This window comes from Kushneria sp. EE4 (genome assembly GCF_977968315.1).
Map to the genome: position 1 here is coordinate 495,557 of NZ_OZ386212.1, position 25,781 is coordinate 521,337.

General features: G+C 60.6%; 20 protein-coding genes. 13 read left to right on the top strand and 7 right to left on the bottom strand.

The window, feature by feature from the left end; all coding sequences use genetic code 11:
- Positions 1-91: 91 nt before the first annotated feature.
- The 4 genes from thiL (at position 92) to lon (ending at position 5,581) form a co-directional block, all read left to right on the top strand.
- A complete protein-coding gene (gene thiL, locus ACXMYO_RS02220) occupies positions 92-1,060 on the top strand; it encodes a thiamine-phosphate kinase (RefSeq protein ID WP_438766501.1) in 969 nt (322 codons plus the stop codon).
- A complete protein-coding gene (locus ACXMYO_RS02225; RefSeq protein WP_438766502.1) occupies positions 1,057-1,530 on the top strand; it encodes a phosphatidylglycerophosphatase A in 474 nt (157 codons plus the stop codon). Before thiL ends, ACXMYO_RS02225 begins: the two co-directional genes overlap by 4 nt.
- Before the next feature lie 97 nt (positions 1,531-1,627).
- A complete protein-coding gene (locus ACXMYO_RS02230) occupies positions 1,628-2,965 on the top strand; it encodes a DUF945 family protein (RefSeq protein WP_457807679.1) in 1,338 nt (445 codons plus the stop codon).
- Positions 2,966-3,181: 216 nt separating this feature from the next.
- On the top strand, positions 3,182-5,581 hold the full coding sequence (gene lon, locus ACXMYO_RS02235) for an endopeptidase La (protein ID WP_438766505.1): 2,400 nt from the start codon (positions 3,182-3,184) through the stop codon (positions 5,579-5,581).
- Positions 5,582-5,642: 61 nt separating this feature from the next.
- Here the strand turns inward: lon and ACXMYO_RS02240 are convergent, their stop codons facing one another.
- The 4 genes from ACXMYO_RS02240 to ACXMYO_RS02255 all read right to left on the bottom strand — a co-directional run bounded on the left by ACXMYO_RS02240 (position 5,643) and on the right by ACXMYO_RS02255 (position 10,456).
- Positions 5,643-7,289 carry a dihydroxyacetone kinase subunit DhaK gene (locus ACXMYO_RS02240; RefSeq protein ID WP_457807680.1) on the bottom strand — a complete coding sequence of 549 codons (1,647 nt, stop codon included), beginning with the start codon at positions 7,287-7,289 and terminating at the stop codon, positions 5,643-5,645.
- Positions 7,290-7,366: 77 nt separating this feature from the next.
- Positions 7,367-8,290 carry a hypothetical protein gene (locus tag ACXMYO_RS02245; protein WP_457807681.1) on the bottom strand — a complete coding sequence of 308 codons (924 nt, stop codon included), beginning with the start codon at positions 8,288-8,290 and terminating at the stop codon, positions 7,367-7,369.
- A gap of 88 nt (positions 8,291-8,378) precedes the next feature.
- On the bottom strand, positions 8,379-9,527 hold the full coding sequence (locus ACXMYO_RS02250; RefSeq protein ID WP_457807682.1) for a glycosyltransferase: 1,149 nt from the start codon (positions 9,525-9,527) through the stop codon (positions 8,379-8,381).
- 59 nt (positions 9,528-9,586) lie between these two features.
- Entirely contained in the window at positions 9,587-10,456 is an 870-nt protein-coding gene (locus ACXMYO_RS02255; protein ID WP_457807683.1) for a hypothetical protein, read from the bottom strand.
- 450 nt (positions 10,457-10,906) lie between these two features.
- On the opposite strand from ACXMYO_RS02255, the gene ACXMYO_RS02260 reads away from it, so the two are divergent.
- Positions 10,907-11,299 (top strand): hypothetical protein, encoded by a 393-nt coding sequence (locus tag ACXMYO_RS02260; RefSeq protein ID WP_457807684.1) that lies wholly within the window; start codon positions 10,907-10,909, stop codon positions 11,297-11,299.
- A 125-nt stretch (positions 11,300-11,424) separates the two neighbouring features.
- On the opposite strand, the gene nudE is transcribed toward ACXMYO_RS02260, so the two are convergent.
- The gene (gene nudE / locus ACXMYO_RS02265) at positions 11,425-12,009 is read right to left on the bottom strand and encodes an ADP compounds hydrolase NudE (RefSeq protein ID WP_438766513.1); all 585 of its coding nucleotides are present in this window, start codon (positions 12,007-12,009) and stop codon (positions 11,425-11,427) included.
- A 176-nt stretch (positions 12,010-12,185) separates the two neighbouring features.
- On the opposite strand from nudE, the gene ACXMYO_RS02270 reads away from it, so the two are divergent.
- From ACXMYO_RS02270 to ACXMYO_RS02295, 6 genes are all read left to right on the top strand, one after another.
- Complete coding sequence (locus ACXMYO_RS02270) at positions 12,186-12,584, top strand: RNA-binding S4 domain-containing protein (RefSeq protein WP_457807685.1); 399 nt, start codon at positions 12,186-12,188, stop codon at positions 12,582-12,584.
- Between the two features lie 77 nt (positions 12,585-12,661).
- Positions 12,662-13,549 (top strand): Hsp33 family molecular chaperone HslO, encoded by an 888-nt coding sequence (gene hslO / locus ACXMYO_RS02275; protein ID WP_457807686.1) that lies wholly within the window; start codon positions 12,662-12,664, stop codon positions 13,547-13,549.
- A gap of 223 nt (positions 13,550-13,772) precedes the next feature.
- On the top strand, positions 13,773-15,329 hold the full coding sequence (locus ACXMYO_RS02280) for a phosphoenolpyruvate carboxykinase (RefSeq protein WP_457807687.1): 1,557 nt from the start codon (positions 13,773-13,775) through the stop codon (positions 15,327-15,329).
- A gap of 161 nt (positions 15,330-15,490) precedes the next feature.
- On the top strand, positions 15,491-17,851 hold the full coding sequence (locus ACXMYO_RS02285) for a Tex family protein (protein ID WP_457807688.1): 2,361 nt from the start codon (positions 15,491-15,493) through the stop codon (positions 17,849-17,851).
- A gap of 217 nt (positions 17,852-18,068) precedes the next feature.
- Positions 18,069-19,670 carry a glutamate--cysteine ligase gene (gshA, locus tag ACXMYO_RS02290; RefSeq protein WP_457807689.1) on the top strand — a complete coding sequence of 534 codons (1,602 nt, stop codon included), beginning with the start codon at positions 18,069-18,071 and terminating at the stop codon, positions 19,668-19,670.
- A 32-nt stretch (positions 19,671-19,702) separates the two neighbouring features.
- Positions 19,703-20,230 carry a disulfide bond formation protein B gene (locus ACXMYO_RS02295; RefSeq protein WP_457807690.1) on the top strand — a complete coding sequence of 176 codons (528 nt, stop codon included), beginning with the start codon at positions 19,703-19,705 and terminating at the stop codon, positions 20,228-20,230.
- An 83-nt stretch (positions 20,231-20,313) separates the two neighbouring features.
- Here ACXMYO_RS02295 and ACXMYO_RS02300 read toward each other — a convergent pair whose 3' ends face one another.
- Both ACXMYO_RS02300 and ACXMYO_RS02305 read right to left on the bottom strand, forming a co-directional pair.
- On the bottom strand, positions 20,314-21,783 hold the full coding sequence (locus ACXMYO_RS02300; protein WP_438766521.1) for an FAD-dependent oxidoreductase: 1,470 nt from the start codon (positions 21,781-21,783) through the stop codon (positions 20,314-20,316).
- A 246-nt stretch (positions 21,784-22,029) separates the two neighbouring features.
- A complete protein-coding gene (locus ACXMYO_RS02305) occupies positions 22,030-22,710 on the bottom strand; it encodes a histidinol-phosphatase (protein ID WP_438766522.1) in 681 nt (226 codons plus the stop codon).
- A 171-nt stretch (positions 22,711-22,881) separates the two neighbouring features.
- Between ACXMYO_RS02305 and ACXMYO_RS02310 the strand changes: the two genes are divergently transcribed.
- Together ACXMYO_RS02310 and ptsP are read left to right on the top strand one after the other, a co-directional pair.
- The gene (locus tag ACXMYO_RS02310; protein WP_438766523.1) at positions 22,882-23,382 is read left to right on the top strand and encodes an RNA pyrophosphohydrolase; all 501 of its coding nucleotides are present in this window, start codon (positions 22,882-22,884) and stop codon (positions 23,380-23,382) included.
- 80 nt (positions 23,383-23,462) lie between these two features.
- The gene (gene ptsP, locus ACXMYO_RS02315; RefSeq protein ID WP_438766524.1) at positions 23,463-25,724 is read left to right on the top strand and encodes a phosphoenolpyruvate--protein phosphotransferase; all 2,262 of its coding nucleotides are present in this window, start codon (positions 23,463-23,465) and stop codon (positions 25,722-25,724) included.
- Positions 25,725-25,781: the final 57 nt, after the last annotated feature.

Consider the following 25,781-nt stretch of genomic DNA (forward strand, 5'->3'; position numbering starts at 1 on the left):
ATCAGCGCTTTCCTTCACCTGTCAGGGAGATGTCCGGGCGATGAGCGATGCAGCCACTCCTGGCGAGTTTGATCTCATCAGGCGTTATTTCATGCAGGACGTCGAACACGCCTGCCGCTCGGATCACGTGTCACCACACCAGGCCCGTGCCGGTGTGGTGCTGGGGCAGGGGGATGACTGTGCGCTGCTGGCGCCGTCTCCCGGCCACCGTCTGGCGGTCAGTGTGGACACGTCGCTGGCCGATGTGCACTTCCCGCGCGACGCCTCGCCGGAGGCGATCGGCCATCGGGCGCTGGCGGTCAACCTGAGCGATCTGGCGGCCATGGGCGCCAGACCGCGCTGGTTCGTGCTGGCACTGACGCTGCCCGATGTCGACGAGCAGTGGCTGGAAGGCTTCGCGCGCGGTCTCTATGGTCTGGCGCGCGAGCATGACATCGCGCTGGTGGGTGGAGACATCACGCGCGGTCAGGAGCTCTCCATTACCATCACCGTGCATGGCGAGCTGGGTGATGACGATGCCATTACCCGTCACGGGGCCCGCCCTGATGATCTGCTGGCGGTCACCGGCGTGCTTGGCAGCGCGCATGGCGGTCTGCGCGCCTGGTTTGACGGCCAGCGCGACGAGCGCCATCCGCTGGTGGCGGCCTATCTGCGACCCGCCCCGCGTGTCGCCGAGGCGATGAGTATTCGTCACAGCGTCTCGGCCGGTCTTGATATCTCCGATGGGTTGCTGGCGGATCTGGGCCATCTCTGCGCGCGATCAGGGGTGGGCGCCTGTCTTGACGGTGCAAGCATTCCGCTGGATCCGGCACTGGTGGCCTCGCTGGGCGAGCATGAGGCGCTGGAGGCGGCGCTCAACGGTGGGGACGACTACGAACTCCTGCTGGCGCTGCCTGTGGCGCAGGAAACCGCGACCCGACAAGCGCTCGAAAGGCTGGGCGCCCACCTGCATGTCATCGGTCGGGTCACCCGCGAGCCCGGCATCACCGGTGTGACCTCTACGGGACAGGGCTGGCAACACTTTCATGGCGCAGATCACACCGCGGGAGGCTCATCATGAACCGTGCACCCGCAAGCGTCTGGCGCCGCCCGGTCCACTTTCTGGCCTTTGGGCTGGGCAGCGGGGCCGCGCCCTTTGCCCCGGGCACGTTCGGTACCCTGGCAGCGATTCCCTTCTACTGGCTGATGTCGACGCTGCCGCTGGGCATCTATCTCGCCATTCTGGGCGTGGCGACCGTGATCGGCATCTATCTTTGCGATCGCACCTCGAAGGACCTGGGCGTTCACGATCACTCGGGGATCGTCTGGGACGAGTTCGTCGGCTACTGGTTGACCATGGCCGCCGTGCCGTTTTCCTGGCAGTCCGCGCTGTGGGGCTTTGTTATCTTTCGGGTCTTTGACGTCATCAAGCCCTGGCCGGTGCGCACGGTGGATCGCCGCGTGGCGGGCGGGTTTGGCATCATGGCCGATGACGTGCTGGCCGGTATCTACGCCTGGAGCGTGATGCACGTATGGCTCTGGCTGCATTAGGATTGTTTGATAAAATAATCCTGTCGCCGCATAAATGGTCTGCACCAGTACGCCTTGTGCCGGCCCGCACTGGCGCATCGATTCCCGGGGAGTACCGATGAAAAAAAAAGTGGCAATGTCACTGTTGGGGCTGATCGTACTGGCGCTGGTGCTCTGGCTGGCAGGGCTTGCCTGGAGTCGTTACGAGGTGCGCGCCCGGATGGCCGAGCAGGTCGCCGACATCAATGCACTGTCAGGCATTCGCGCCATCAATACCGTCGAAAGCGACGGTTTTTTCTCCTCCAATGGCACGCTCAGGGTCATCACGACCGAAACGGATGCGAACACACCTGCCGCCATCATTGACTGGCGGGTCGCCTATGGTCTCTGGAGCACCCGATTCTCGGGACGTGGTGACATCGAGACCCGTGGCGGCACAGCGTTGCTGGCCGAAACACTCTCCGACGGCGAAAACATCGATTTTGATGGTCGTATCAGGCATCTCGGCCATGAACTCACACTCAATGCCGGATTCCCCGACACACTGCACCATCAGGGCCATGACATGACCTTTCGTCTGGCCGGGGCCAGTGTCAGGGTGGTCGATGACGACCGGGGTCTGCGTCTTGATGGCCGGTGGGATGCGCTGGAGCACGAAAGCCCCCAGCGTCATGTGACCCTTGGCGACACGCACTGGTCGATGCTGTTTCCGACAGCCGACAGCGATGAAGACACGCCAGCACTTGAAGGTGGCCAGGCCGGTCGACTGGACAGCCTGGATGTCGGCAGTGCCCGGCTGCAGCGTCAGGGCGGGCTTCCCCTGACATTCAGCGACCTGCATGTCGAGGGCAGCACGCATCATGAACGCCAGGAGCTCAGCTATGTGCTGACGGCGCATCTGGGCAATGCCGCGCTCTCCGAGCAACAGCTGGGCAGCGCCTCGCTGGATGCCGTCATCGAACGCATCGATGAGCAGGCCGCTCGGGCACTGCTGCAGACCATCGGCCGGGATGTCGAGCAGCGCTGGCAGGGCGACCGGCAACCTGCCGACCCGAAAGATGGCGTCGTTGATCGGACGGTCGATGCCGATGTGCATGATATCGGCTCGCTGATCGCGCCGTGGCAAAAAGACTTTTTTGCCGTATTGAGCGACTCGCCCCGGCTGGTGGTGAAAAGCCTGCAGCTGGAAAGCCCGATGCTGGAGCAGCAGATGCATCTGGACGGCGATCTGACGCTGGATGGCACCGACATTGCGGCAACCCGCGTCGAGCGTTTGAGAACGTCCTGGGGGCGGGCGGCCTTCAAACGCCGCCTTGATGGCCAGTTCACGTTGCACAATACGCCGCCGCTTCTGGCACTGATCGCCGGACAGCCGCCGGAGCAGGGGACGCTGGAGCTGGCCATTCGCAAGGGGGTGTTTTTGATCAATGATGAGCCCTGGTTTTTGTTGAACTAGGCTTTCAGGAACGATACGAGTCTGTCAGGAATGTATTGCGCGGCTGCCAGGGGCAGCCGCTGTCGTTTTGATCGGTCAGTGGTTTTAACATGCGCCGGACTTGATAACGCTGTCCGGTGCCCGCATTGCCAGAAACAACAGGTAACGCCGGGAATCCGGTGCCATCAGGGCATCGCCCTCGGTGAACGGTTTTGATACGGGAGAGCAGGGTGGCCCATGAGTGAAGAAGATCAGTCCGACTACACCATCGAGACCGGTGACGACAACGGCAGTGCCATGACACAGGCTGTGGTACCGGCCAGTGAATACCTGCCCGAACGGCTCTATCTGCTGCCGGTACACAATCGCCCCTTTTTTCCGGCTCAGGTCCAGCCGCTGGTGCTCAATAAAAAGCGCTGGAGCGATACGCTCGAACAGGTTGGCAATACATCGCACCATATCGTGGGGCTGACCTTTATCGGCGATACCGGGTCCGACCCGTCGCCGGACGAGTTCCCGGTCTATGGCACTGCCGTACGGGTGCATCGCGCCGAAAACAACGAAGAGCAGCTGCAGTTCATCGCTCAGGGGCTGCGTCGTTTCAAGATCACGCGCTGGCTCTCCCAGGAGCCGCCCTATCTTGTCGAGGTCCACTACCCCAGAGAACCGGTCGAGAAGGAAAGCGACGAGACGCGTGCCTATGCAATGGCCATCATCAATGGCATCAAGGAGCTTTTGCCCATCAACCCGCTCTACGGGGAGGAGCTCAAGCACTATCTCAATCGCTTCAGCCCCAACGAGCCCGGGCCGCTGACCGACTTTGCCGCCGCCATCACCTCGGCGCGAGGGCCGGAGCTTCAGTCGGTGCTGGAGACCCTGCCGGTACTGGATCGCATGCAGGTCGTGCTGCCCCTGCTGCGCAAGGAGATCGAGGTCGCGCAGCTGCAAAGCGAGATCTCCGAGCAGGTCAACGCGCAGATGCAGGAGCGCCAGCGCGAGTTCTTTTTGCGCGAGCAGCTCAAGGTCATTCAGAAAGAGCTGGGCATCTCCAAGGATGACCGGGAAAACGACGTCGATACCTTCCGCGAGCGTCTGGAGGGCAAGGTCGTACCCGAGCGCGTTCAGGCCCGCATCGATGACGAGCTGGGCAAGCTGTCCGTGCTGGAGACCGGCTCGCCCGAGTACGGGACCACGCGCAACTATCTTGACTGGCTGACGGCGCTGCCCTGGGGGATCACCTCTGAGGATCAGCTCGACCTGCCCCATGCGCGTCACGTGCTCGACCGCGACCACGACGGGCTGCAGGACGTTAAAAACCGCATCATCGAGTTTCTCGCCGAAGGCGCCTTCAAGGGCGACGTCGGCGGCTCGATTCTGCTGCTGGTGGGCCCGCCCGGGGTAGGCAAGACCTCCGTGGGCCGCTCGATTGCCGAAGCGCTGGGCCGCAAGTTCTACCGCTTTTCGGTGGGCGGCATGCGGGATGAGGCCGAGATCAAGGGCCATCGTCGCACCTATATTGGCGCCATGCCCGGCAAGCTGGTGCAGGCGATGAAGGAGGTCGATGTCGAGAACCCGGTCATCATGCTCGATGAGATCGACAAGCTGGGCCAGTCCTTCCAGGGCGATCCGGCCTCGGCGCTGCTGGAAGTGCTTGATCCCGAGCAGAACGTTGACTTCCTTGATCACTATCTCGATGTGCGCATGGACCTCTCCAAGGTGCTGTTTGTGTGTACAGCCAACCAGCTCGATACGATCCCCGCGGCACTTCTGGACCGCATGGAACAGATTCGACTGGCCGGCTACATTGCCGAAGAGAAGGTGGCGATTGCCAAACACCACCTCTGGCCCAGGCTTCTGGAGCGTGATCGCATCCCCAAAAAGCGCATCAATCTCACCGATGCCGCGCTCAAGCACGTCATCGAGGGCTACGCGCGGGAATCCGGTGTGCGCCAGTTGGAAAAGCAGCTACACCGGATCGTGCGCAAGGCCGCGGTCAAACTGCTGGAAGAGGATCTCGAAACGGTCAAGGTGTCAGTCAATAACCTGGAAGAGTTCCTGGGCGCACCGATTTTCCGCAAGGAGAAGGTGCTCAAGGGCGTGGGTGTGGTCACGGGTCTTGCCTGGACGGCCATGGGCGGGGCGACCCTGCCCATCGAGGCGACCCGGGTGCACGGTCTTCAGCGCGGCATCAAGTTGACCGGCAAGCTGGGCGACGTCATGCAGGAGTCTGCCAATCTGGCCTATAGCTTCGTGCTCGGTCATCTGCAGGAGTTCGGCGCCCAGCCGGGCTACTTCGATCAGGCCTTTATCCACCTGCACGTACCGGAGGGCGCCACGCCCAAGGACGGTCCGTCAGCCGGGGTAACCATGACCACCGCACTGCTGTCACTGGCGCGCGGTCAGGACATCAATCGTCCGCTGGCCATGACAGGCGAGATTACGCTGACCGGTCAGGTGCTGCCGGTGGGCGGCATTCGCGAGAAGGTCATTGCCGCCCGGCGCAGCGCCATCTTCGAGCTGATTCTGCCGCAGGCCAACCAGCGCGACTTCGATGAGCTGCCGGACTATCTCAAGGAGGGCATGACCGTGAACTTTGCCCGCACCTATCAGGACGTGGCCAAGGTCGTGTTTGACTGAGCCTGCACCTGAAAGCAAAAGCCGCCCGGTTGGGCGGCTTTTTTTATGTCGCTTGCGCGGATCAGCGTCGGCTATCGCTGCCGGCCAGCGCTTCAAACAGGCGCGCCACGGCCTCGGCGCCCGGGTCGACCACGCCGTCAAGCGCCTGCTCCGGCACCAGCGAGGAGCGCCCGGCCCCGGCCCGGCGCATGCCGGCGGTCTCATCAGCGCCTGAACGGGCAGAGCGCGCCGCTGCCTCAAGGTTCTGGCCGGCGGCCAGCGCCTCGATGGCCGGGATCAACGCATCCAGCATGGTGCGATCCCCCTGACTGGCGCCGCCGTAATGCTGCATGCGCTCAACGCCAGACTGCAGGGCGCCGGGCCAGTCGGTCCGGTCCTGGCTTTCCAACCGCTGGGCGGCGCTGGTCATCAGAATCGAGAGCAGCACGCCGCTGGAGCCGCCCATGGCGGTGGCAAATAGATGCCCCAGCTCGCTGGCAAGGCGGGCGTCTTCGCCGGTTGAGAGCTGGCCCTCATCCAGCGCTTTCGCTACGGCACGAGCGCCGGCGGCAAAGGTCGCACCGGCGTCGCCATCGCCGACTTTTGAATCCAGCTCGTCCAGTGCCTTTTCGCTGCCTTCAATAGTTATCGCAAGGCGCTTGATCAGTTGCGCCCGGGTGTCATCATGGCGGCCTTCACCGGCCGGGGGCTGCTGGCTGAAGCGCGGCGAGAAGGTCTCGATATCGTGCACCTTCTGTGGGGCAGGCCAGGCAGGTGCTTCAACAGGTGCTGACAGGGCATCGATGGTGGTCTCATCGGCCGGCGCGAGCGTAACGGAAAAGCCGTGCATGTCCAGTGAGGTCATCAGCGGTGCCGGCCCCAGCATCAGCGATACGTTTTTAACGCCGAGCTGCTCAAGGCAGGCGCGCTTGAGCACCTGCATCTCCTGCGGTGAACAGCCCCCCAGATTGTTGAGCATCAGTACCCACGGCCCGTTATCGGAGCGGCCCAGCGCCTCGAGCACCTGCGTAACGGCGTCATCGGCGCTGTCGGGCGTGACCTGGCGCACGCCCGGCTCGTTGTGGATGCCCAGCCCCAGCTCGGGCGTTTTGCGGGTGGCGGCTTCCTGGCCGGGAAGAGTGGCGCTTGAAAGCGCCATGCCCATGGAGCGCACACTTGCGGCCATGTCACCGGCCGCCTTGCTGACTGCCTGGAGATCATCGCCTCGCTCGGCGCAGTAGCCGGCCATCTTGTGGACCAGCAGGGTGCCGGCCAGCCCGCGTGGCTGGGGTGCCTCCGGCAGGGCCACGTCATCGGCCACAATCACCGTTTCAACCTGAAAGCCCTCTTCCCGGGCGCGTTCGGCGGCCAGACCGAAATTGAGTCGGTCACCGGTATAGTTCTTGATGATCAAAAGACACCCTGCTTCCCCGCAGCAGGCGCGGATACCGGCCAGGATGGCCTCCACGCCCGGCGAGGCGAAGATGTCTCCGGCCACGGCCGCCGTCAGCATGCCTGGGCCCACAAAGCCTGCGTGCGCTGGCTCATGCCCGGAGCCGCCGCCTGAAATCAGGGCGACCTGCTGGCGGCCGTCACGGTCCGGGCGCCAGTCCGAGCGCATGACGATGCGCGCATCCCGATGATCGGAAAGGGTGACTTTGGTCGACAGGGCCAGCCCTTCAAGCAGTTCGCTGACCAGATTGTCCGGCTGATTATAAAAGTGATGCATAAAAGGCTCCTTTGAGAGGGCGCTTTCAGCGTAGAGCGTCAGGGGGGAGAACAGGAAGGCTTTATGTTACCTGTGAGTCAGTGCGCCTTCGTTGCGTGCGACCCACGCGGTGCCGGCCATTCGATCGGCCCCTGATCGGCTCTGGGGTCGAGCCGGCCGGGGCGCGTTTCGGGAGTGCATCCTTCAAGCGCCTGCGCGAGACGGTCCAGAGCGTTTTGTCCGGTGGTGTCGGCCGTGACGCTGTCCCACCACCGGCGATGGACCGCTCGTACGGTCACCGGGATGGTGGGCAGGCCCACACGCTGTGCCATGGCCAGACGATGCAGCCCGCGATTGATCTTGAGCAGGCGCCCTTCGCGCGTGACCACCACGCCCAGGGCATCCTTGCCGCGGTCGGCGTCAAAGCCCAGGCGCGCCATGTCATCGAGAAACCCCAGGTAGATGCCGAGATAGGCCTGAATCTTTTCTTCACTGTCGAGCAGAATGCCTTCATGTGCCGAGGCCCAGGGTGTACCCGCCCTGATGCCGGCAGCATGCGTCTGAAAGCGTCGTGTCAGGGTGAGGTCGTCGCGATGCACGTCCAGATCGGTAATGAACTCATAGCGCGAACCGTGGCGTAGATCGCCGCGACTGTCATCCCAGTCGCCATCCCAGATAAAGGCCGAAGTTGATGGTCGAACGCCGCCAACGCCCTTGAAATTGACGTCGCGAATCATGTTTCGCGGGTTGATATAAAGGGTCAGGCGATCGCCCAGACGCTTTTCGATGGAACGTCGCGGCAGGCCGGCCTTTTCAAGGCGGGCAGCGCCGGGCTGCTCTTTCATCCACCGCTGAAACCAGAACTCCTCAAGCGGAATGCCGACGCGCTGTTGAAACGAGGATTTCAGCCACTCCTGAAGGCGAACGCGGCGCATCGACCAGCGAAGGCGGTGGCTGCCCAGACGGGCAAAGGCATCTTCATCCCGGGAAGGGGCAGCGGTGTGAAAAAACCTTGGAGACATGAATTAAACCGATCAATCCAGACAGGGTGCGCAGGGGGGAGTCTACCATGCCCACTGCGGCGTGAGGCGGGCACGGCGCATCTGTGCGCTACGTCGTGGGTAACTCAAGAAATTGCTGCATGATACGGGTATCACGATAGCGCTCGATCAGCTCCGGGTCCTTTTCCAGTGCCGGGGGCTTTTTGAGTCCTTCTCGAATGCCTTCGGCCAGCCCGTCGATCGTGTTTTCGACAATCAGACGACGCTGATCGTTGATCAGGACGTTGCGGATGCCGCCCGGGGCATCCACTGCGACGCAGGGCGTGCCGCAGATCATGCTCTCTGCCAGCACGATGCCAAAGGCCTCGCTCATGGAACTCAAAACGAAAAGGCGGGCGTGCTTCATCCAGGGGTAGGGGTTGGTGCGACTGCCGATGAGATGCACACGATCGCGCACGCCCAGCTCATCGATAAGTTGCTCAACGCTTTCGCGCAGGGGGCCATCGCCCACGATGACGAGGTCTTCCTCGATACCTGACTTCAGATAGGCGCGGATCAGAAAATCCTGACGCTTGACCCGTGACAGGCGGCAGACATGAACCACGTAGGGTCTGGTGGGTAGATCGTCAGGGGTATCCTCCGCCATGGCCCGGATGGCTTCTATATCGCAGGGATTACCGATCGTGGCCCAGTGAGAAGGCGAAACGTGATGGTGTTCAAGCTGTTTTTCGAGCTGTTCGCGCACGTTGGGGGTATTGCAGACCACACGCTTGCCGTCATAAAGGCGCCGTAGATAAAAGCCCTTGAGCCTGCCGCCATACTCTCCCGGCCAGGACACGGTGACCTGCCAAAAGCGTGGGTCCCGCCAGGACCATATCGTTTCAAAGGCGCCCTGGCCGCGCGCGATGATGCGATCGACCGGGCCGTGGGTGCGCTCGAGTTGCTCAACGAAGCGCGCCAGATAGCGCCCTCCGTAATGGCCGCGCCAGACAAACCCGGAGCCGGGCAACACCGGTTTGAGCAGCCCGCGCGTCACCAGATCATAGGCCAGTCCCGCCCCGGTACGACGAAAGGCCTTGTCGAAATCTTCATAATGAAGCGTGACACCGGGCTGCGGCAGCAGCTCATCTCCCCCCTTGAGGACAAGGACATGGACGTCGTGGCCGGCCCGATGAAGTACATTGGCAAGATTGATGGTGACGCGCTGGATGCCACCAATATTGAGTTTACGAACAATCAGTAAAACGCGTTGTGTCATGGTTTCAGGCCAGCGGGTCCGGAAATGTATTCAGTTCCTGATGGCGCAATATTACCTGCTTACGAGGCAAGAAGCTTTGGCATGAGCTCGGGGTAGCTTTTAAGACAGTTATCAAATTTCTGGTTGTTGCCGTCACCCTTGACGTTTTCCTTGTGAAGTGGCTGATGGTTGGCGGCCCGAGTAGGCAGAAAGTTGACATTGTAGGGATTGACACGAAAACAGCGCGTTCCACGTTTGAGAGAGGCCATCTTGAACCAGATATCGTCGGCATTGGGCGCCAGTGATTCGAAAGCATCGTGATCAAGCGCCATGGGATCAAGCGAGCCCGGCGGATAAAGCACGCCGCCGTTACCGGTGGGCATGAGATTGAAAAGGGGTCGGCTGATCGGCTCTTGTACACTGGACCGGGAGGTCTGATAGCAGATATGTCCTGACCCCGGTGTGGATTCCCTGAGCAGATGACCACGGTGACAGACAATACAGTCAGGGTATTGTCTGGCGCCATCCAGCAGGCGGCCAAGCCAGTCGCGTGGGTAGATGACATCGTCATCAGCGGTCACGATGGTGGCCTCGGGGCGCGCCTTGAGAGCGTGAACGAGCTTGTCGTAAGAGCGATGATCCCTGACGGTGGTAACAACCTTGACACCTCGATCCACCTGCCGCTGCAGCGTGGCAGGCAGTTGCCCGAGAGCCCCCATATCCTGATCAGAAATGTAGAGATGAATCTCAAATCCTTGGACCTGCTGCAACAGGATGGACTCAATGGTTAGATAGACATCACGTATTCGGGGCAGATGCGTCGTCAGTGACACGATCAGGTGGCCGTCGCCACTGTCATGTTGCTGCCGACGAGTGAGATTCAGGCCATGTAGATAGCTGGAGAGTACTGATGAGCTTATCTTGCGCTTTTGCCTGTAGTAGGAAGACATTCCTGTCCCGTCCGCTGTGATAGAGATACTCCAGACGTTCACGATATCAAGCCTTGCCCTGCACTGTTGTTAAAAAAAGCTGAGGCTTTCGCACAAACGACATGGAGTTTCAGGTAGCGAGCCCGTTTCATGACTGTGAGCAAGACAAGCAGCCTGAAACCCGGCTGGTATGTTACTGCCTGAGCAATATCGAAAGGGCAGTAAAATCCTTTACTCAGGCTTTACATCAGTTTGTACAACACTTTGACAAAGCGTTGTTTGTATCCTAGTGTTATCTCTACTTACCCGGTGGCGCACCTCTGTGCGCCACGGTGACTGCCTCCCTTGGTTTGGCAGGCAGACTGCAATGTTGTCTGATATCCGTTGCAGGAAGTATCTGTTTACCCGGTAGTGCGACATGACAATGTCTGCTGTGCCGGAACAAAAATCAGATCCCTGGAGGGAGTACTCATGAAAAAAGTAATCGCTACCGTTTTTTGTGCCGCTTTCATGCTGCCGGCCATGTCTGCCATGGCGTCAACACAGGCCACACAAAACGGTGCATCCAGTGAAGGTCAGGAAATGACCGGTGCGGCAGCCAATGAAACTTCCAGCACCATGGACAACAGTGCAACCAGTTCTGAAACCACAACGACCGATCAGGGTGGTAACGGTGGTTCGGCACAGATGAATGACATGGACGGCATGAGCGAGTCCAGCAGTAGTTCCATGGACAGCCCTGGAACCCAGAGTGCTGACGAAACCATGACCGGACGTCAGGGACACTCTGCCCAGATGCAGTCTACCGAGCCAATGGAAACCGGTGACCAGACCGAGCACGGTGCCAGCCCGTCCAGCAACTGATCGCTGTCTGTATTGCAGTTGATTTATAGAGGGGCCCGGCAGCGTCAGCTGCCGGGCCCCTTGCTTTGTTAATGGTTCCTGTGACCGGTTGCGAAATCATAGACAGTAACGAGCAGAGTACGGATCTACCAGAACATGGGGTCGGGCGTTTCCTGTCGTTCGCGAAGCCGTTCTCTGGCGATAAAAAGCGCTGCGATGGCCCGCCCTTCATGAAAATCGCCGCGGGCCAGCAGCGCCGCGATGTCTTCGATGGGGTATTTTTCGACGACCAGCGGCTCGGGCTCATCACCCGGCAGGCGTTCCTCGTAGAGCTGCGTGGCCATGACCACATGGATACGATGGGTCATATAGTTGGGAGCCAGCGTCAGCTCGATCAGCGGTTCGATCACATGCGCTCCATAGCCACACTCTTCGCGAAGCTCGCGATTGGCTGCCGTGATGATGTCCTCGCCCGGGTCAACGACGCCCTTGGGCAGCGTCAGGGCATAGTCCTCGATGCCGACCGCATACTCCTGAATCAACAGGACATGATCCGGGTCGGGCATCGCCACGATCATGACGGCACCGGCGCCCTGGCCATTGCTGACCAGACGCTCAAAGGTGCGCTGTTCACCGTTGGAAAACTCAAGCTCCAGCGCTTCAATGGCAAAAAGCCGACTCTGGGCGATCGCCTGCCGCCGCCCGATTTCGGGTTTTTTTGATGGGGACATGTGTTTACCTCCAGGGCTTCGAAAACGGGGACGGCGGGCAGGGCGCCGTCTCGACGCATGCTGCACGGGTTACGCACTGTATTGTCGACCGCTCTGTCCGGCCCTGCAATGACAGGGGCTTGAGAGCATGACATTTGCCCCCATATTGACACCCAGAAACGGTGTGGAGACATGGCATGAGCGACAGCGAACAGGTTCGACTCGACAAGTGGCTCTGGGCCGCCCGATTTTTCAAGACACGCGGGCTGGCACAGAAGGCCATCGATGGCGGCAAGGTTCATTACAACGGCGCGCGCACCAAGGTCAGCAAGATTGTTGAGACCGGCGCACTGCTGACGCTACCTCAGGGGTGGGATCGGATCGAAGTCGAGATCATTGATGTCAGTGACAAGCGTCGCGGCACGTCCGAGGCTCAGGCGCTCTATCGTGAAACGCAGGCCAGCGTCGAACGTCGCACCAGAGAGGCCGAAATTCGCCGCATGGACAAGAGCATGCAGCCACCGAAGGGGCGTCCGGATCGTCGCGACCGTCGCGATATTCAAAACTTTCAGCGCCACAGGCACGACGATTCATAGTCGTTGTGTGCCACCTGGATGACCGGATCTCTCCATGCCTGCCGCGCCGATCACCTCTTTTCCCTATCGAGCGACCCATGGATCATATTCAACGCTTTATCTTTGACGACACCAATGTCCGCGGTGAGCTGGTCAAGGCCGACGACACCTGCCGGGACATCATCAACCGCCACGGCTATCCTGATGTGGTCAATCGCCAGCTCAGCGAAATGCTGGCAGCCGTTGCACTCCTGACTGCCACCATCAAGCTCGATGGCGTGCTGACCCTTGAGGTCAAGGGCAATGGCCCGGTCAGCCTTTTGATGGCGGAGTCCAACCCCGGCCATGATGAGAACGGTCAGCGCCTGAGGGCGATCGCGCGTCTTGCCGAGGACCAGCCCCTGCCCGAAGAGGGTGCAACGCTTCAGGCACTGATGGGCGAAGGCCACATTGTCATGACGCTGGACCCGCATGAGGGGCAGCGCTATCAGGGCATCGTCGCACTGGAGGCGGCCACGCTGGCGCAGTGTCTTGAAAGCTACTTCGAACGCTCCGAGCAGCTGCCCAGCCGTCTGTGGCTGTCTGCTTCGAAGGAGCATGCGGCAGGACTGATGCTGCAGACCCTGCCCGAAGACGACAGCCTCGAGGATGTGGATGCCTGGCCACGACTCAACATGCTGGCCGATACGCTCAAGTCCGAGGAGCTTCTGGAACTGCCGGCGCGCGATATTCTGGTGCGCTTGTTCCATGAAGAGCAGATTCGGGTGTTCGAACCGGACCCCATTGCTTTTGGCTGCACCTGCTCACGCGAGCGATTTGTCAGTGCCCTGCATCAGCTCGGCGCGCAGGAATTGCGTTCGGTGATCGAGGAGCAGGGCGAGCTGAGCACCACCTGCCATTTCTGTAACACCGATTACACCTTCAGCGCCGCCGATATCGAAGCGCTGATCGAATCACCCGATGCGCCTTCGCCAACGCTTCATTGATCGATGTCTTTCCCGGACAGGGGCGCTTTCCTGCGTACTGTGCCTTTTCGTTTAAAACCGGCGTGATACATTCTCCGTCTGAAGCGATCTGTTCATAATACGCTTGCCCAGCCGACAGGCGCCGCGTTATGCAGCGCCTGTCGATGCGGGAATATAACGCCAGAGGCAGATAACAACTGCCCGTGCGCCCAACGAGAGAGAACGGCTTATGCCCGGGATAGACATGACAACGAATGTGAGCACTCCCCGTATCAATGCAAGTGCCGCCGAGCTGGTAGAGCATGCCATCTCCCGCGGTGAGGCAAGACTTGCCGCCAACGGCGCGCTGGTCGCGGAAACAGGACGTCGTACCGGGCGCTCTCCTGTCGACCGATATATCGTCGATGAGCCCTCCACCAGCCACGAGATCGATTGGGGCAGCGTTAACCGTCCCTTTGCCGTTGAGCATTTTGATGCGCTGTGGGAGCGGGTCGAGGAGTTTCTGGCCGACAAGGGCGCTTTCGAGACCGAGCTGCATGTGGGCGCCGACCCAGAGCACTATCTCCCCATTCGTGTCATGGCCCAGTACGCCTGGCACAGCCTTTTTGCACGCAATCTCTTTGTGCGGGCGCAGCCGTTCAATCCCCGTGACAAGCGCGAGTGGCAGATCATGAGCGCCCCGGAGTTTGTCTGTCAGCCCGAGCGCGATCACACCCACTCCGACGGCACGGTCATTATCAACTTTGCTCGCCGCCGGGTACTGATCGCCGGCATGCATTACGCCGGCGAGATGAAAAAGGCGATGTTCACGGTGCAGAACTTTCTGCTGCCGGAAAAGGACGTGCTGCCCATGCACTGCAGCGCCAACGTGGGAGACAACGGTGAAACCACGCTCTTTTTCGGTCTTTCCGGCACCGGCAAGACCACGCTGTCCGCCGACCCGGCGCGCTATCTGATCGGTGACGACGAGCATGGCTGGGGCGAGGGCACCGTTTTCAATCTCGAGGGCGGCTGCTACGCCAAGACCGTCGATCTCAGCGAAAAAAACGAGCCCATCATCTATCGGGCCATTCGCTTTCCGGCCGTGCTTGAAAACGTGGTGCTCGATGCGTCTCGTCAGCCCGTCTACGACGATGCCTCGCTGACCCAGAACGCCCGGGCGGCCTATCCGCTGGAGCATGTCGACAAGCGAACGGCGGACAATCGGGCCGGCGAGCCGAGCGCCATTGTCTTTTTGACCTGCGACATGAGCGGTGTCCTGCCGCCGGTGTCGATTCTCTCGCGTGAAGCGGCGGCCTATCATTTCCTGTCCGGCTATACCGCGCGGGTCGGGTCCACCGAGATCGGTGCCGGCAGTGCGCTGGAGGCGACCTTTTCGACCTGCTTTGGGGCGCCGTTTTTCCCCCGTCCGGCGCATGAATACGCCGAGCTTTTGATCAAGCGCATCGAAGCCTTCGATTCCCGGGTCTATCTGGTCAATACGGGCTGGACCGGTGGCGCCTACGGGCAGGGTGGCAAGCGTTTCAGTATTCCCACCACCCGCGCCATCATCAGCGCCATCCAGAGCGGCGAGCTCAAGGACACCGAGACGGTGACACTGCCCGGCCTCAATCTGTCGGTACCCGTTGCCGTCAAGGGCGTGGATTCAACGCTGCTGGATCCGCGAAGCGCCTGGCAGGACGAGACGGCCTTTGAAGAGCAGGCCCGCGCTCTGATCCAGAAATTCATCGACAACTTCAGCCGCTTTGACGGGGTGGATGATGCCATCACCCGTGCCGGGCCGAGCCTGGCTCAGAAGTAGAGCCAGCCGGTTTCGGTAGCGCCTGCGTCATGACGCCGGCCATCATGGCGACCGCCTTCGGGCTGTCGCCATTTTTACGGGTGTTGCCTGGTGGCGGCGTTGTCCCGTCTGCGCATGGTTTGTGATACCCTGGCGCCCTGTTTGAAAGGGAAGGCGTTTTCATGACACAGATTTCTTCGATGGCAGCGCGTCTGGCGACAGAGCTTTCCGACGTCGCCGGTGGGGGCGCCGTTCGTCCCGGTCAGATCGAGGCCACCATTGCCCTGCTGGACGAAGGCGCCACGGTGCCGTTCATTTCACGCTATCGCAAGGAAGTCACCGGCGGGCTGGATGACAGCCAGCTGCGTCTTCTGGAGAGCCGTCTGCGCTATCTGCGCGAGCTCGACGAGCGCCGCACGACCGTGCTGGCCTCGATCGAGGAGCAGGGCAAGCTCGACGATGATTTGCGCGCCAGCATTCTTGCCGCCGATACCAAGCAGCGTCTGGAAGACCTTTATCTGCCCTATCGCAAAAAGCGCCGCACCAAGGCGCAGATTGCGCGCGAGGCAGGGCTTGAACCGCTGGCTGATGCCCTTTTGAACGACCCGTCTCTGGTGCCCGAGGCGCTGGCGGTCGATTATCTTGATGACGCACACGGCATTACCGATGCCCGCACCGCACTCGATGGCGCCAGGCAGATTCTGATGGAGCGTTTTGCCGAAGCGCCGGCGCTGGTCGGGCGACTGCGCGAGCGCCTGTGGCAGGAGGCCGAGCTGGTCTCCGCGATGCTTGCCGGTCAGGAGAGCAGCGGTGCCAAGTTCTCGGATTACTTTGACCATCGTGAAAAACTTGTCAAAACGCCCTCTCATCGGGCGCTGGCCATGTTTCGCGGCCGTCAGGAGGGCGTGCTGGGGCTGACGCTCAAGCTGCCCGGCGAGGAGGAGGCCAGCGTTCACCCCTGTGAGGTCGAGATTGCTCGCGAATTTGGCATCAGGGACCAGGCCCGCCCCGCCGATCGCTGGCTGAAGGAAGTGGTGCGCTGGACCTGGCGGGTCAAGCTCTACACGCATCTGGAAACCGAGCTGCTGGGTCAGCTGCGTGAACAGGCCGAAGCTACAGCCATCAGTGTCTTTGCCGATAACCTGAAGGACCTGCTGCTGGCAGCCCCTGCCGGGGCCCGTGCCACGCTCGGGCTCGACCCCGGGCTGCGTACCGGCGTCAAGGTGGCGGTCGTGGATGCCACGGGTAAAGTGCTGGATCACACCGCCATTTATCCCCATGCGCCGCGAAACCAGTGGGACGCCTCGCTTGTCACGCTGACCGAGCTGTGCAAGAAACACGATGTCGGACTGGTCGCCATCGGCAACGGTACCGCCAGCCGCGAAACCGACCGGCTGACCGCCGATCTGCTGGAACGACTCAAGGGGCGCGACATTGCCCGGGTCATGGTGAGCGAGGCGGGTGCCTCGGTCTATTCGGCCTCGGAGTTTGCCTCGCGCGAGCTGCCGGAGCTGGATGTCACCATTCGTGGTGCCGTGTCGATTGCGCGACGGTTGCAGGACCCGCTGGCCGAGCTGGTCAAGATTGATCCCAAATCCATCGGGGTGGGTCAGTATCAGCACGACGTGTCGCAGCTGATGCTGGCGCGCTCGCTGGACGCCGTGGTGGAGGATTGCGTCAACGCTGTGGGGGTGGACCTCAATACAGCCTCGTCGGCGCTTCTGGCGCGCGTATCCGGGCTGAATACGACGCTTGCCGACAATATCGTGGCCTGGCGCGACAGTCATGGGGCCTTTGATAATCGTCGCCAGATTCTCGAGGTGACGCGTCTGGGGCCCAAAACCTTTGAACAGTGCGCCGGCTTTTTGCGCATCAGTGGCGGCAGCAATCCACTGGATGCCTCGGCGGTACACCCCGAAGCGTATCCGCTGGCCGAGCGGATCGCGCGTGCCAGTCGTCGCAATCTGCAAACCCTGATTGGCGACAGCGATTTTCTGCGCAGCGTCCGGCCCGATGAGTATGTCGATGAACGCTTCGGACTGCCGACGGTGAGCGATCTTTTGAAGGAGCTGCAAAAGCCCGGGCGTGATCCGCGTCCCGAGTTTCGTGCCGCGAAGTTTCAGGACGGTGTGGAAAAGGTCAGCGACCTTGTACCCAACATGGTGCTGGAAGGGGTGATTACCAACGTCACCCACTTCGGTGCGTTTGTGGATGTTGGGGTTCATCAGGACGGTCTGGTGCACATTTCGGCGCTGTCGCATCAGTTCGTGCAGGACCCGCGGTCGGTGGTCAAGGCCGGCGATGTGGTCAGGGTCAAGGTCATGAGCGTGGATCAGGCGCGCCAGCGCATTGCGCTGTCCATGCGCCTGGATGACACGCCTGATACCGGACAGGACAAAAGTGCCGCAGGGGCAGGGCGCCGCGATGGCGGCAGGTCTCAGGGGCGCGGCAAGGAGAAGGCTACTTCACAGGAGCCGGTCGGCGCCCTGGGCGCGGCGCTACTCAAGGCAGGTGCCGGCAAGTCAGGCGATGGCCGGCGTTGACATGATAGACTCGTTAGCATGCACACTTTGGCGCTTGAAAGGCCCGGGTGGCGCTTCATAATGAGCGCACTATTGGCAGATGCCGGTGTCTGACTGATGCAGTGTCAGCAGTCGCTGGACGACGAAAACAGTTCCGGAGCCCCGCGTCGGCAATACGCCGACATGCGCACGATCAGATCGTCTGTGCGCGGGCTCCCGCAAGAGAAGGTGTTCAACCTTGTCCGAGCAATTCACTCGCCGCATCGATGGATTGAGCGCACCGGCGCAGCAGGGCCTTTTTGGCCGCATTCGCCGGGGCATTGAAAAGGAAGGTCTGCGCGTGGATTCTCGAGGGCGTATCGTTTCGACGCCTCATCCGCATGCTCTGGGCTCAAAGCTGACCCACCCCTATATCACGACCGACTATTCAGAATCGCTTCTGGAGTACATTACGCCGGTGTTCTCCCGGCCGTCGGATGCGCTGGCCTTTCTGGGGGATCTTCATCGCTACAGCTACCGCTATCTGGGACAGGAGCTGATCTGGCCTTCCAGTATGCCCGCCGAGCTCGATGGCAACGACAGCGTGCCGATCGCCGATTATGGCAACTCCAATGTGGGTACCATGAAGCGGGTCTATCGCAACGGCCTGGATATGCGCTATGGGCGCATCATGCAGTCGATTGCCGGTATCCATTACAACTTTTCGCTGCCCGACGAGCTCTGGACGCATCTCCAGGAGATCGACGGTCAGCAGGCCGTTTCGGCACAGTCGTTTCGTTCGCGGGCCTATTTCGATCTGATTCGAAACTTTCGCCGCAACAGCTGGGTTTTGATGTATCTGTTCGGCGCCTCGCCTGCCGTGGATCGCAGCTTTCTTGAAGGCCGCGATGCCGGGCTGTATGCCCATGGTCAACAAACGCTGGCTTCGGATACCGCTTCCACGCTTCGCATGAGCGATCTGGGCTATCAAAACAAGGTGCAGTCGCAGCTGCGCATCTGTTTCAACTCGCTTGAAAACTATATCGGTACTCTGCGCCATGCCATCGTCACGCCATGGCCGGACTATGAGCGTGAAGGCGTCGAGAAAGAGGGCGAGTGGCGTCAGCTTAATGCCAATATGCTGCAGATCGAAAACGAGTATTACAGCGATATTCGTCCCAAACGAGTGGCGCGCCATGACGAAACGCCGACCCAGGCGATGGAGTCACGTGGCGTTGAATACATCGAAGTGCGCTGTCTGGATCTCAATCCCTTCACGCCGCTGGGTATCGATGAGCAGCAGATCCACTTTATCGATACGTTTTTGGTCTGGTGTCTGCTCTCGCCAAGCCCATGGATCAGCGATGAGGAGTGTGACCGCCTCGACGATAACCGGGCGCATGTGGTGCGCAGCGGTCGCGATGCCTCGCTGATGCTCTCCTTCGCCAGCGGTGATCGCCCTTTGCATGAGTGTCTGGAAGAGATATTCGACGCCATGGCGCCGATCGCCGAACTGATGGACAGCGCCGATGAAGCAGCGCCTCATCAGGCGGCACTGACCGAGCTGCGTGCGCGCATTCATCATCCCGAGAGGACACCTGCCGGGCGTATGCATCAGCAGATGCGCGACAGCGGCAGTGACTTCGTGACCTGGTCACTGGAACGGGCGCGCGAGCACGCGCAGTGGTTTGCAAATACGCCGATGGACACGGCGCGTGACGCGCTGCTGGATCAGCTGGTGGAGACCTCTCACCAGCAACAGCGTGAGACCGAAGACAGTGACGATGTTGATTTTCCGACCTTTTTGCAGCGTTATTTCGAACATGCGCGCCGATTGAAGGTCAACAATGGCGCCTCATAACGAAACGACAACGTAAACTGGTGGAGCAACGCATGTCGAACCTGTTGAACCGGTCAGCACGTCAGTGGTGTCTTGCTGGCAGCGCCTTTTGTATTTTCATGCTGGCCTTCGCGCTGGTGCTGCAGTACGGCTTCGGGCTGGAACCCTGCCCGCTGTGTACCTTCCAGCGCGTTGCCGTGCTGGCGGCGCTGGTGCCTCTTGTCATCGGTGCGCTGCACAATCCCAGAGGATGGGGTGGCAGCGTGTATGGCGTGCTGGCGCTGATCGGTGCCGGTGCCGGCATGTTTCTGGCCGGTCGACATGTCTGGCTGCAGAGCCTTCCCGCCGATCAGGTTCCCAGCTGTGGGCCGGGGCTGGATTACATGATGGAAGTGCTGCCGCTTAAAAGCGTGATTGCCACCGTGCTGAGCGCCTCGGGTGAGTGCGCCGACATTGAAGGCAGCTTTCTGGGCGTGTCACTGCCCGGGTGGACACTGGTTGGGTTCATCGTACTGACACTCATAGCGCTTGCTCTGATAGTCGCTTCGATACAGCGTCAGCGTCTCAAAAGCGCTGCCTGAAAGAGCGCGGCCAATGGCCGCCTTCTGCTGACGTAAAAAAGGCACCCCGATGGGTGCCTTTTTTGTGTCGGTCGTCGGGCGGTTCAGGCCTCGGGGCCGACGCTTTTACCTGCTTTTTCCTTTTCCCGCTCGTGGTCGAGATCCTCGCCATGAGAAGACTTCTCGGGCGACATTTGCGGGGCCTCATCAAGGCCTCGAAGCTCGACTTCTCCCATAAGGAGATCGCGCTCGAAAGCGTCCTTGTCGATGTTGAAGCCCAGAAACTGCTGCGCCAGATACAGATCCTTTTCGGCATTGCCCAGACAACTGGTGCCGCCGGGGGAGGGCGTCATGTTGAACACGATGCCGGTGCCGGGATCGATCTTGGCTTCACCCATGACCAGCTTTTTGGCCGTCTTGTCGATCAGCTGCGGCCGTACGCCGCCAAAACCCTTGGCAAATTCAACGTCCTCGGGACGAAGGCCTGGCACGATGCTCTTGATGCTTTGATAGAAAAGCTTCTCACGCAATACCGGCACTTCATACATGAAGTTCTTGAAGACGTAGTTGCGGATGTCGCGCACCTTGAGCAGGTCCCAGAAGACTTTCGCCACGCTGCTGTCAAAGCGGAAAACGCGCAGAAATTCCGTAAAGGTCTTGTTGTTGTAGCGCTCGAGCAGCGGCAGCATCAGTGCCGTTGGCCCGAAGCGGGTCTTGCCATCGACCAGAACGTCCGGGTCGCCGTGAACGGCGGCAAAGGGCAGGTTCTCGTTCTGGATGGTATAGACCTTGCCGTTGAGCACCTTCGGTGTGAAATAAAACGACCCGGCCATCGGCAGGCAGGACTTGTCGAGGCCATAGCCCATCTGATGGGCGAACAGCAGCGAATGGCCGCCGGCGGCCACCACCACATAGCGCGCCTGCAGGGTGCCCTTGTTGGGCGTGGTGACCTTGAAGAGATCGCCTTCCTTTTCGATCTTGTGCACCGGCGTCGACAGGTGCATGTCACAGGTCATGCCCTTTTTCGCGGCATCCTGCTCGGCATATTTAACAAACGCTTCTGACAGCGTGGTGTAGTTGACGGCCGTATACTCGTTGGGCGAGCCCAGTGCCAGAATCTTCTCGGCCGGATCACGTCCCTCCACCACCCTGGGTTCCTGAGCGGCGATGTCTTCGCGCTCAAGAAGGCGCATTTCAGGAAAGAGTTCGCTGAAGGTGTCAAAGCGCTTGCGCAGGAAATCACACTGCTTGTCGCCAATACCGAGCACCATCTTCGGGTAGCGATAGATAATGTTATCGCGTTCTTCGTCGGCAAGCTTGGTGCCGAAGTTGACCACCATGCCGGCGGTGCGCTTGGTGGTGCGCGCCTTTTCCAGCGTGTAGTTGGTCTCGATATCGCCACAGTGGATGGTCTGACTGTTGTTGCGACCATGCGAATTGACGATGGCAACCTTGTCATACTTCTCGACCAGACCGATGGCGTTCAGATCCGTATATCGGGCCAGTTCATACAAAAGGGCAGTGCCTGATACGCCGCCACCCACGATAAGGACATCATACGTCGTTGCTGCCATGGCTTCTCACGCTCGGTTTGATGCGAGATTTGCGTCCTGATCCATCAGCCCGACATGACACGGGGTCTTTACACACCGCAGCGTCAACGTCGCAAAAGGATGAGTGACAAACAGGACACGCTGGGTCAAACGGCACTTCCACTGGCCGATCCGCAACCGGTAGTGCGGTCGAAACGGATCGTATCGGGGTGTCTGCCGATTCAGCCAGTGGTGTCAAAGTGACACACTCCGCGATGGATATGTCGATTATAGGGAATCACGCCGTTCGTCGCGATCCCGCAGGGTAATGATTTGCCAGCCGCGCTTGCCGGCGATATCGGCAAGAATCGGGTCGGGGTCGACCGCGACCGGGTTATCGACCCGTTCAAGCAGCGGCAGGTCGTTTTGAGAGTCACTGTAGAAAAAGGCCCCCTCAAGCGAGACGTCATGTTCGCCAAGCCACTGCTGCAGCCGGGTAATCTTGCCTTCGCGAAAGCTGGGGGTTCCCGTGATGCGTCCGGTGTAGCGACCTTCCTGCATCTCGGGCTCCACGGCAATCAGATGCTCGATGCCGAGTCTTTTTGCGATAGGGCCGGTAACAAAGCGATTGGTGGCTGTAATGATCAAAAGGCGGTCGCCGCGAGCGCGGTGTTTTTCCACGAGCGCCTCGCCCCGAGACAGGATAATGGGCTCGATACGCTCCGCCATGAAGCGCTGATGCAATTCATCAAGCGCCTCTCTGGTGTGGCGAGTCAACGGGTCGAGCGCAAAGGCCAGATAGTCGTGAATATTCAGCGTGCCTTCATCGTAGGCGCGATGAAAGCGGTCGTTTTCACGACGAAAATGGTCGCGATCGACAATGCCCTGTTCCACCAGAAAATCGTTCCAGGCGTGATCGCTGTCGCCGCCAAGCAGCGTGTTGTCGAGATCAAATATGGCCAGCGTCAAGGGGGGAGCTCCCATCAAAGGCAAGATGTCGATTGTTGCGGTTTCATTATTACAAAGATGACAGCGCTTTAATATGTGCCACAACACGCCTTTGGCGTTGCGCCGCGTATTGATGCGCTTTCGCGCTTTGTGGAAGAATGCCTGTAATCTATTTTCAAAAGGTGACAAGTCGTGATCGATCCCGACGGTTTCCGGCCCAACGTTGGCATCATTATTGCCAACTGCGGCGGCCAGGTACTGTGGGCACGACGGGTAGGACAGAATGCATGGCAATTTCCACAGGGTGGGATCAAGGAAGATGAGACACCTCATGACGCCTTGTATCGAGAACTGAAAGAGGAGATCGGCCTGCATCCCGATGACGTCGATATACTGGCCTGCACGCGTGGCTGGCTCAGATATCGACTGCCAAAGGGACTGATTCGCACCCATTCGCGCCCGCTTTGCATCGGCCAGAAGCAGAAATGGTTTTTGCTGCGCATGCGATGTCAGGAATCAAGCATCTGTGTGGATACCACGCCCAAGCCCGAGTTTGACGGCTGGAAGTGGGTCAGTTACTGGTATCCTCTGGGTCAGGTAGTGTCTTTCAAGCGTGACGTCTATCGGCGCGCCCTGCGAGAGCTGGCGCCGCGTTTGCCGGGAGAGAATTCGGTGGATGCGGCCGGCCAATAGCGGCCATTGACATGGTCGGGTGCCTGCTTTCGCTCGGGGGCCCGGACATGGCAGATATACAGGGATGAAAATATAACGCCATGCTCGAAATTCTTCGCCGCATCGTTCAGGAGGTCAACGGCGCTCGCAGCCTGGATGCGGCGCTGTCGATCATCGTGCGGCGCATACGCAAGGCAATGCAGACCGATGTCTGCTCGGTGTATCTGCGCGATGACGAGCGTGACTGCTTCATCCTGATGGACACCATCGGGCTGAATGCCTCCGCCATCGGACAGGTCACCCTGAAGCCGGGTGAGGGCCTGGTGGGGCTTGTCGGTCAGCGCGAAGAGCCTCTCAATATCGAGGAGGCGCCGTCACATTCGCATTTTCGCTACTTCGCTGAAACCGGCGAGGAGCGCTACTCCAGCTTTCTCGGTGTCCCCATCATTCACCAGCGTCGCGTGCTGGGCGTACTGGTCGTCCAGCAGCGCGAGAAGCGCCAGTTCGGCGAGGGTGAAGAAGCCTTTTTGATCACCATGGCCGCCCAGCTGGCCGGCGTGCTGGTGCATGCCCTGTCGACCGGGGCGCTGGCACGATTGAGTGACCCCGGTACCCAGGCCCTTCTCAATGGCATTGCCGCTGCACCGGGCATGGCTATTGGCGAGGCCTTTGTGGTGGTGCCCTCGGCCAATCTCGAGGCAGTCCCCGAGCGCGTGCCCGAGGATATCGAGGCCGAGGTGCTGCGCCTGCGCGAGGCCATCGACTGCGTGCGCCATGATATTCGCCAGGCGGCCGAGCGACTGGCCAGCCGCATCTCGGCGCAGGAGCAGGCGCTTTTCGATGTCTATCAGCAGATGCTGGGGGATGCGGCGCTGGGCAACGAGGTCGAAAAACGCATTCGTGAAGGGCAGTGGGCCCCCTATGCGCTGTCACGGGTGGTGCAGCGCCACGTCAACTATCTCGAACGCGTGGACGACAACTACCTGCGCGAGCGCGCGGCAGATATTCGCGACCTGGGGCGTCGGGTACTGGCGCATCTGCAAAAGGACAGCAGCGCCCGCAAGCCGGTCTATCCCGATCGCACCATTCTGGTCGGTGACGAAATCAGCGCCGCGCAGCTTGGTGAAATTCCGCGTGAAAAGCTGGCCGGTCTGGTGGCGCTGCGGGGCTCGAGCACCTCACACGTGGCGATTCTGGCACGCGCCATGGGCATTCCGGCCGTCATGGGCATGAACGATCTGCCCATTTCCCGACTGGCCGGCACGCCCATGATCGTGGATGGCTATCGTGGCCGGCTGATCCTGCGGCCGCAGCCGGATCTGCTGGTGCGCTACGAGAGCATGATCGAGGAGGAGGAAGCGCTTACCTCGATGCTTGAAAGCGAGCAGTCCCTGCCCAGTGAAACCAGCGATGGGTTTCGCATCCGGCTGATGATCAATACGGGGCTTGCCGTGGAAATGAGCGGCTCGCCCGCCGCGCGCATTGATGGGGTGGGGCTTTATCGCACCGAAGTGCCCTTCATGATGCATCAGCGCTTTCCCAGCGAGAAAGAGCAGACGCGGATCTATCGCGAGCAGCTTCAGGGCTTTGCGCCACTGCCGGTGGTCATGCGCACGCTTGATATCGGCGGCGACAAATCGCTGCCCTATTTTCCCATCGAGGAAGACAATCCCTTTCTGGGCTGGCGCGGCATTCGGGTGACGCTGGACCATCCCGAGGTGCTGATGGTGCAGCTTCGCGCCATGCTCAGGGCCGCCGAAGGGCTGGACAACCTGCGTATCCTGCTGCCGATGGTCACCAGCGTCGAGGAGGTCGATACAGTCTGTCGACTGTTGGATCGTGCCATCCAGGAACTGCGCGACGACGGTGTTCAGGTAGAGCGCCCGCTGCTGGGCGTCATGCTGGAAGTGCCGGCCGTGATCTATCAGCTGGAGGCGCTGGCAGAGCGCGTTGATTTCTTCTCGGTAGGCAGCAACGATCTGATTCAGTATCTGCTGGCCGTGGATCGCAATAACGCGCGCGTCTCAAGCCTTTATGATGCCTGTCAGCCGGCGGTGCTCAGGGCGCTGGATCATATCGCCCGCGAAAGCCGACGGCTGAACATGTCCGCCTCGGTGTGTGGCGAGCTGGCCGGCGACCCGATCGGTGCACTGCTGCTGATGGGCATGGGCTATCGAGTGCTGTCGATGAACGCGCCCAATCTTTCACGCGTGCGGGCCGCAATACGCCGTGTTTCCATGGAAGGGGCGCAGAATCTGGTCAGCGATGTGCTGGCGCTGCATTCATTGACCGAGACGCGTGAGCTGGTCTATCAGCGCATGAAAGAGTGGGAGCTGGCCCATCTGCTGCCACCCCGGGATTGATGATGGCCGTGATGTGTGTCGTTTTGACCCGTTGATGATGTGTGTCGTGGCAACCCA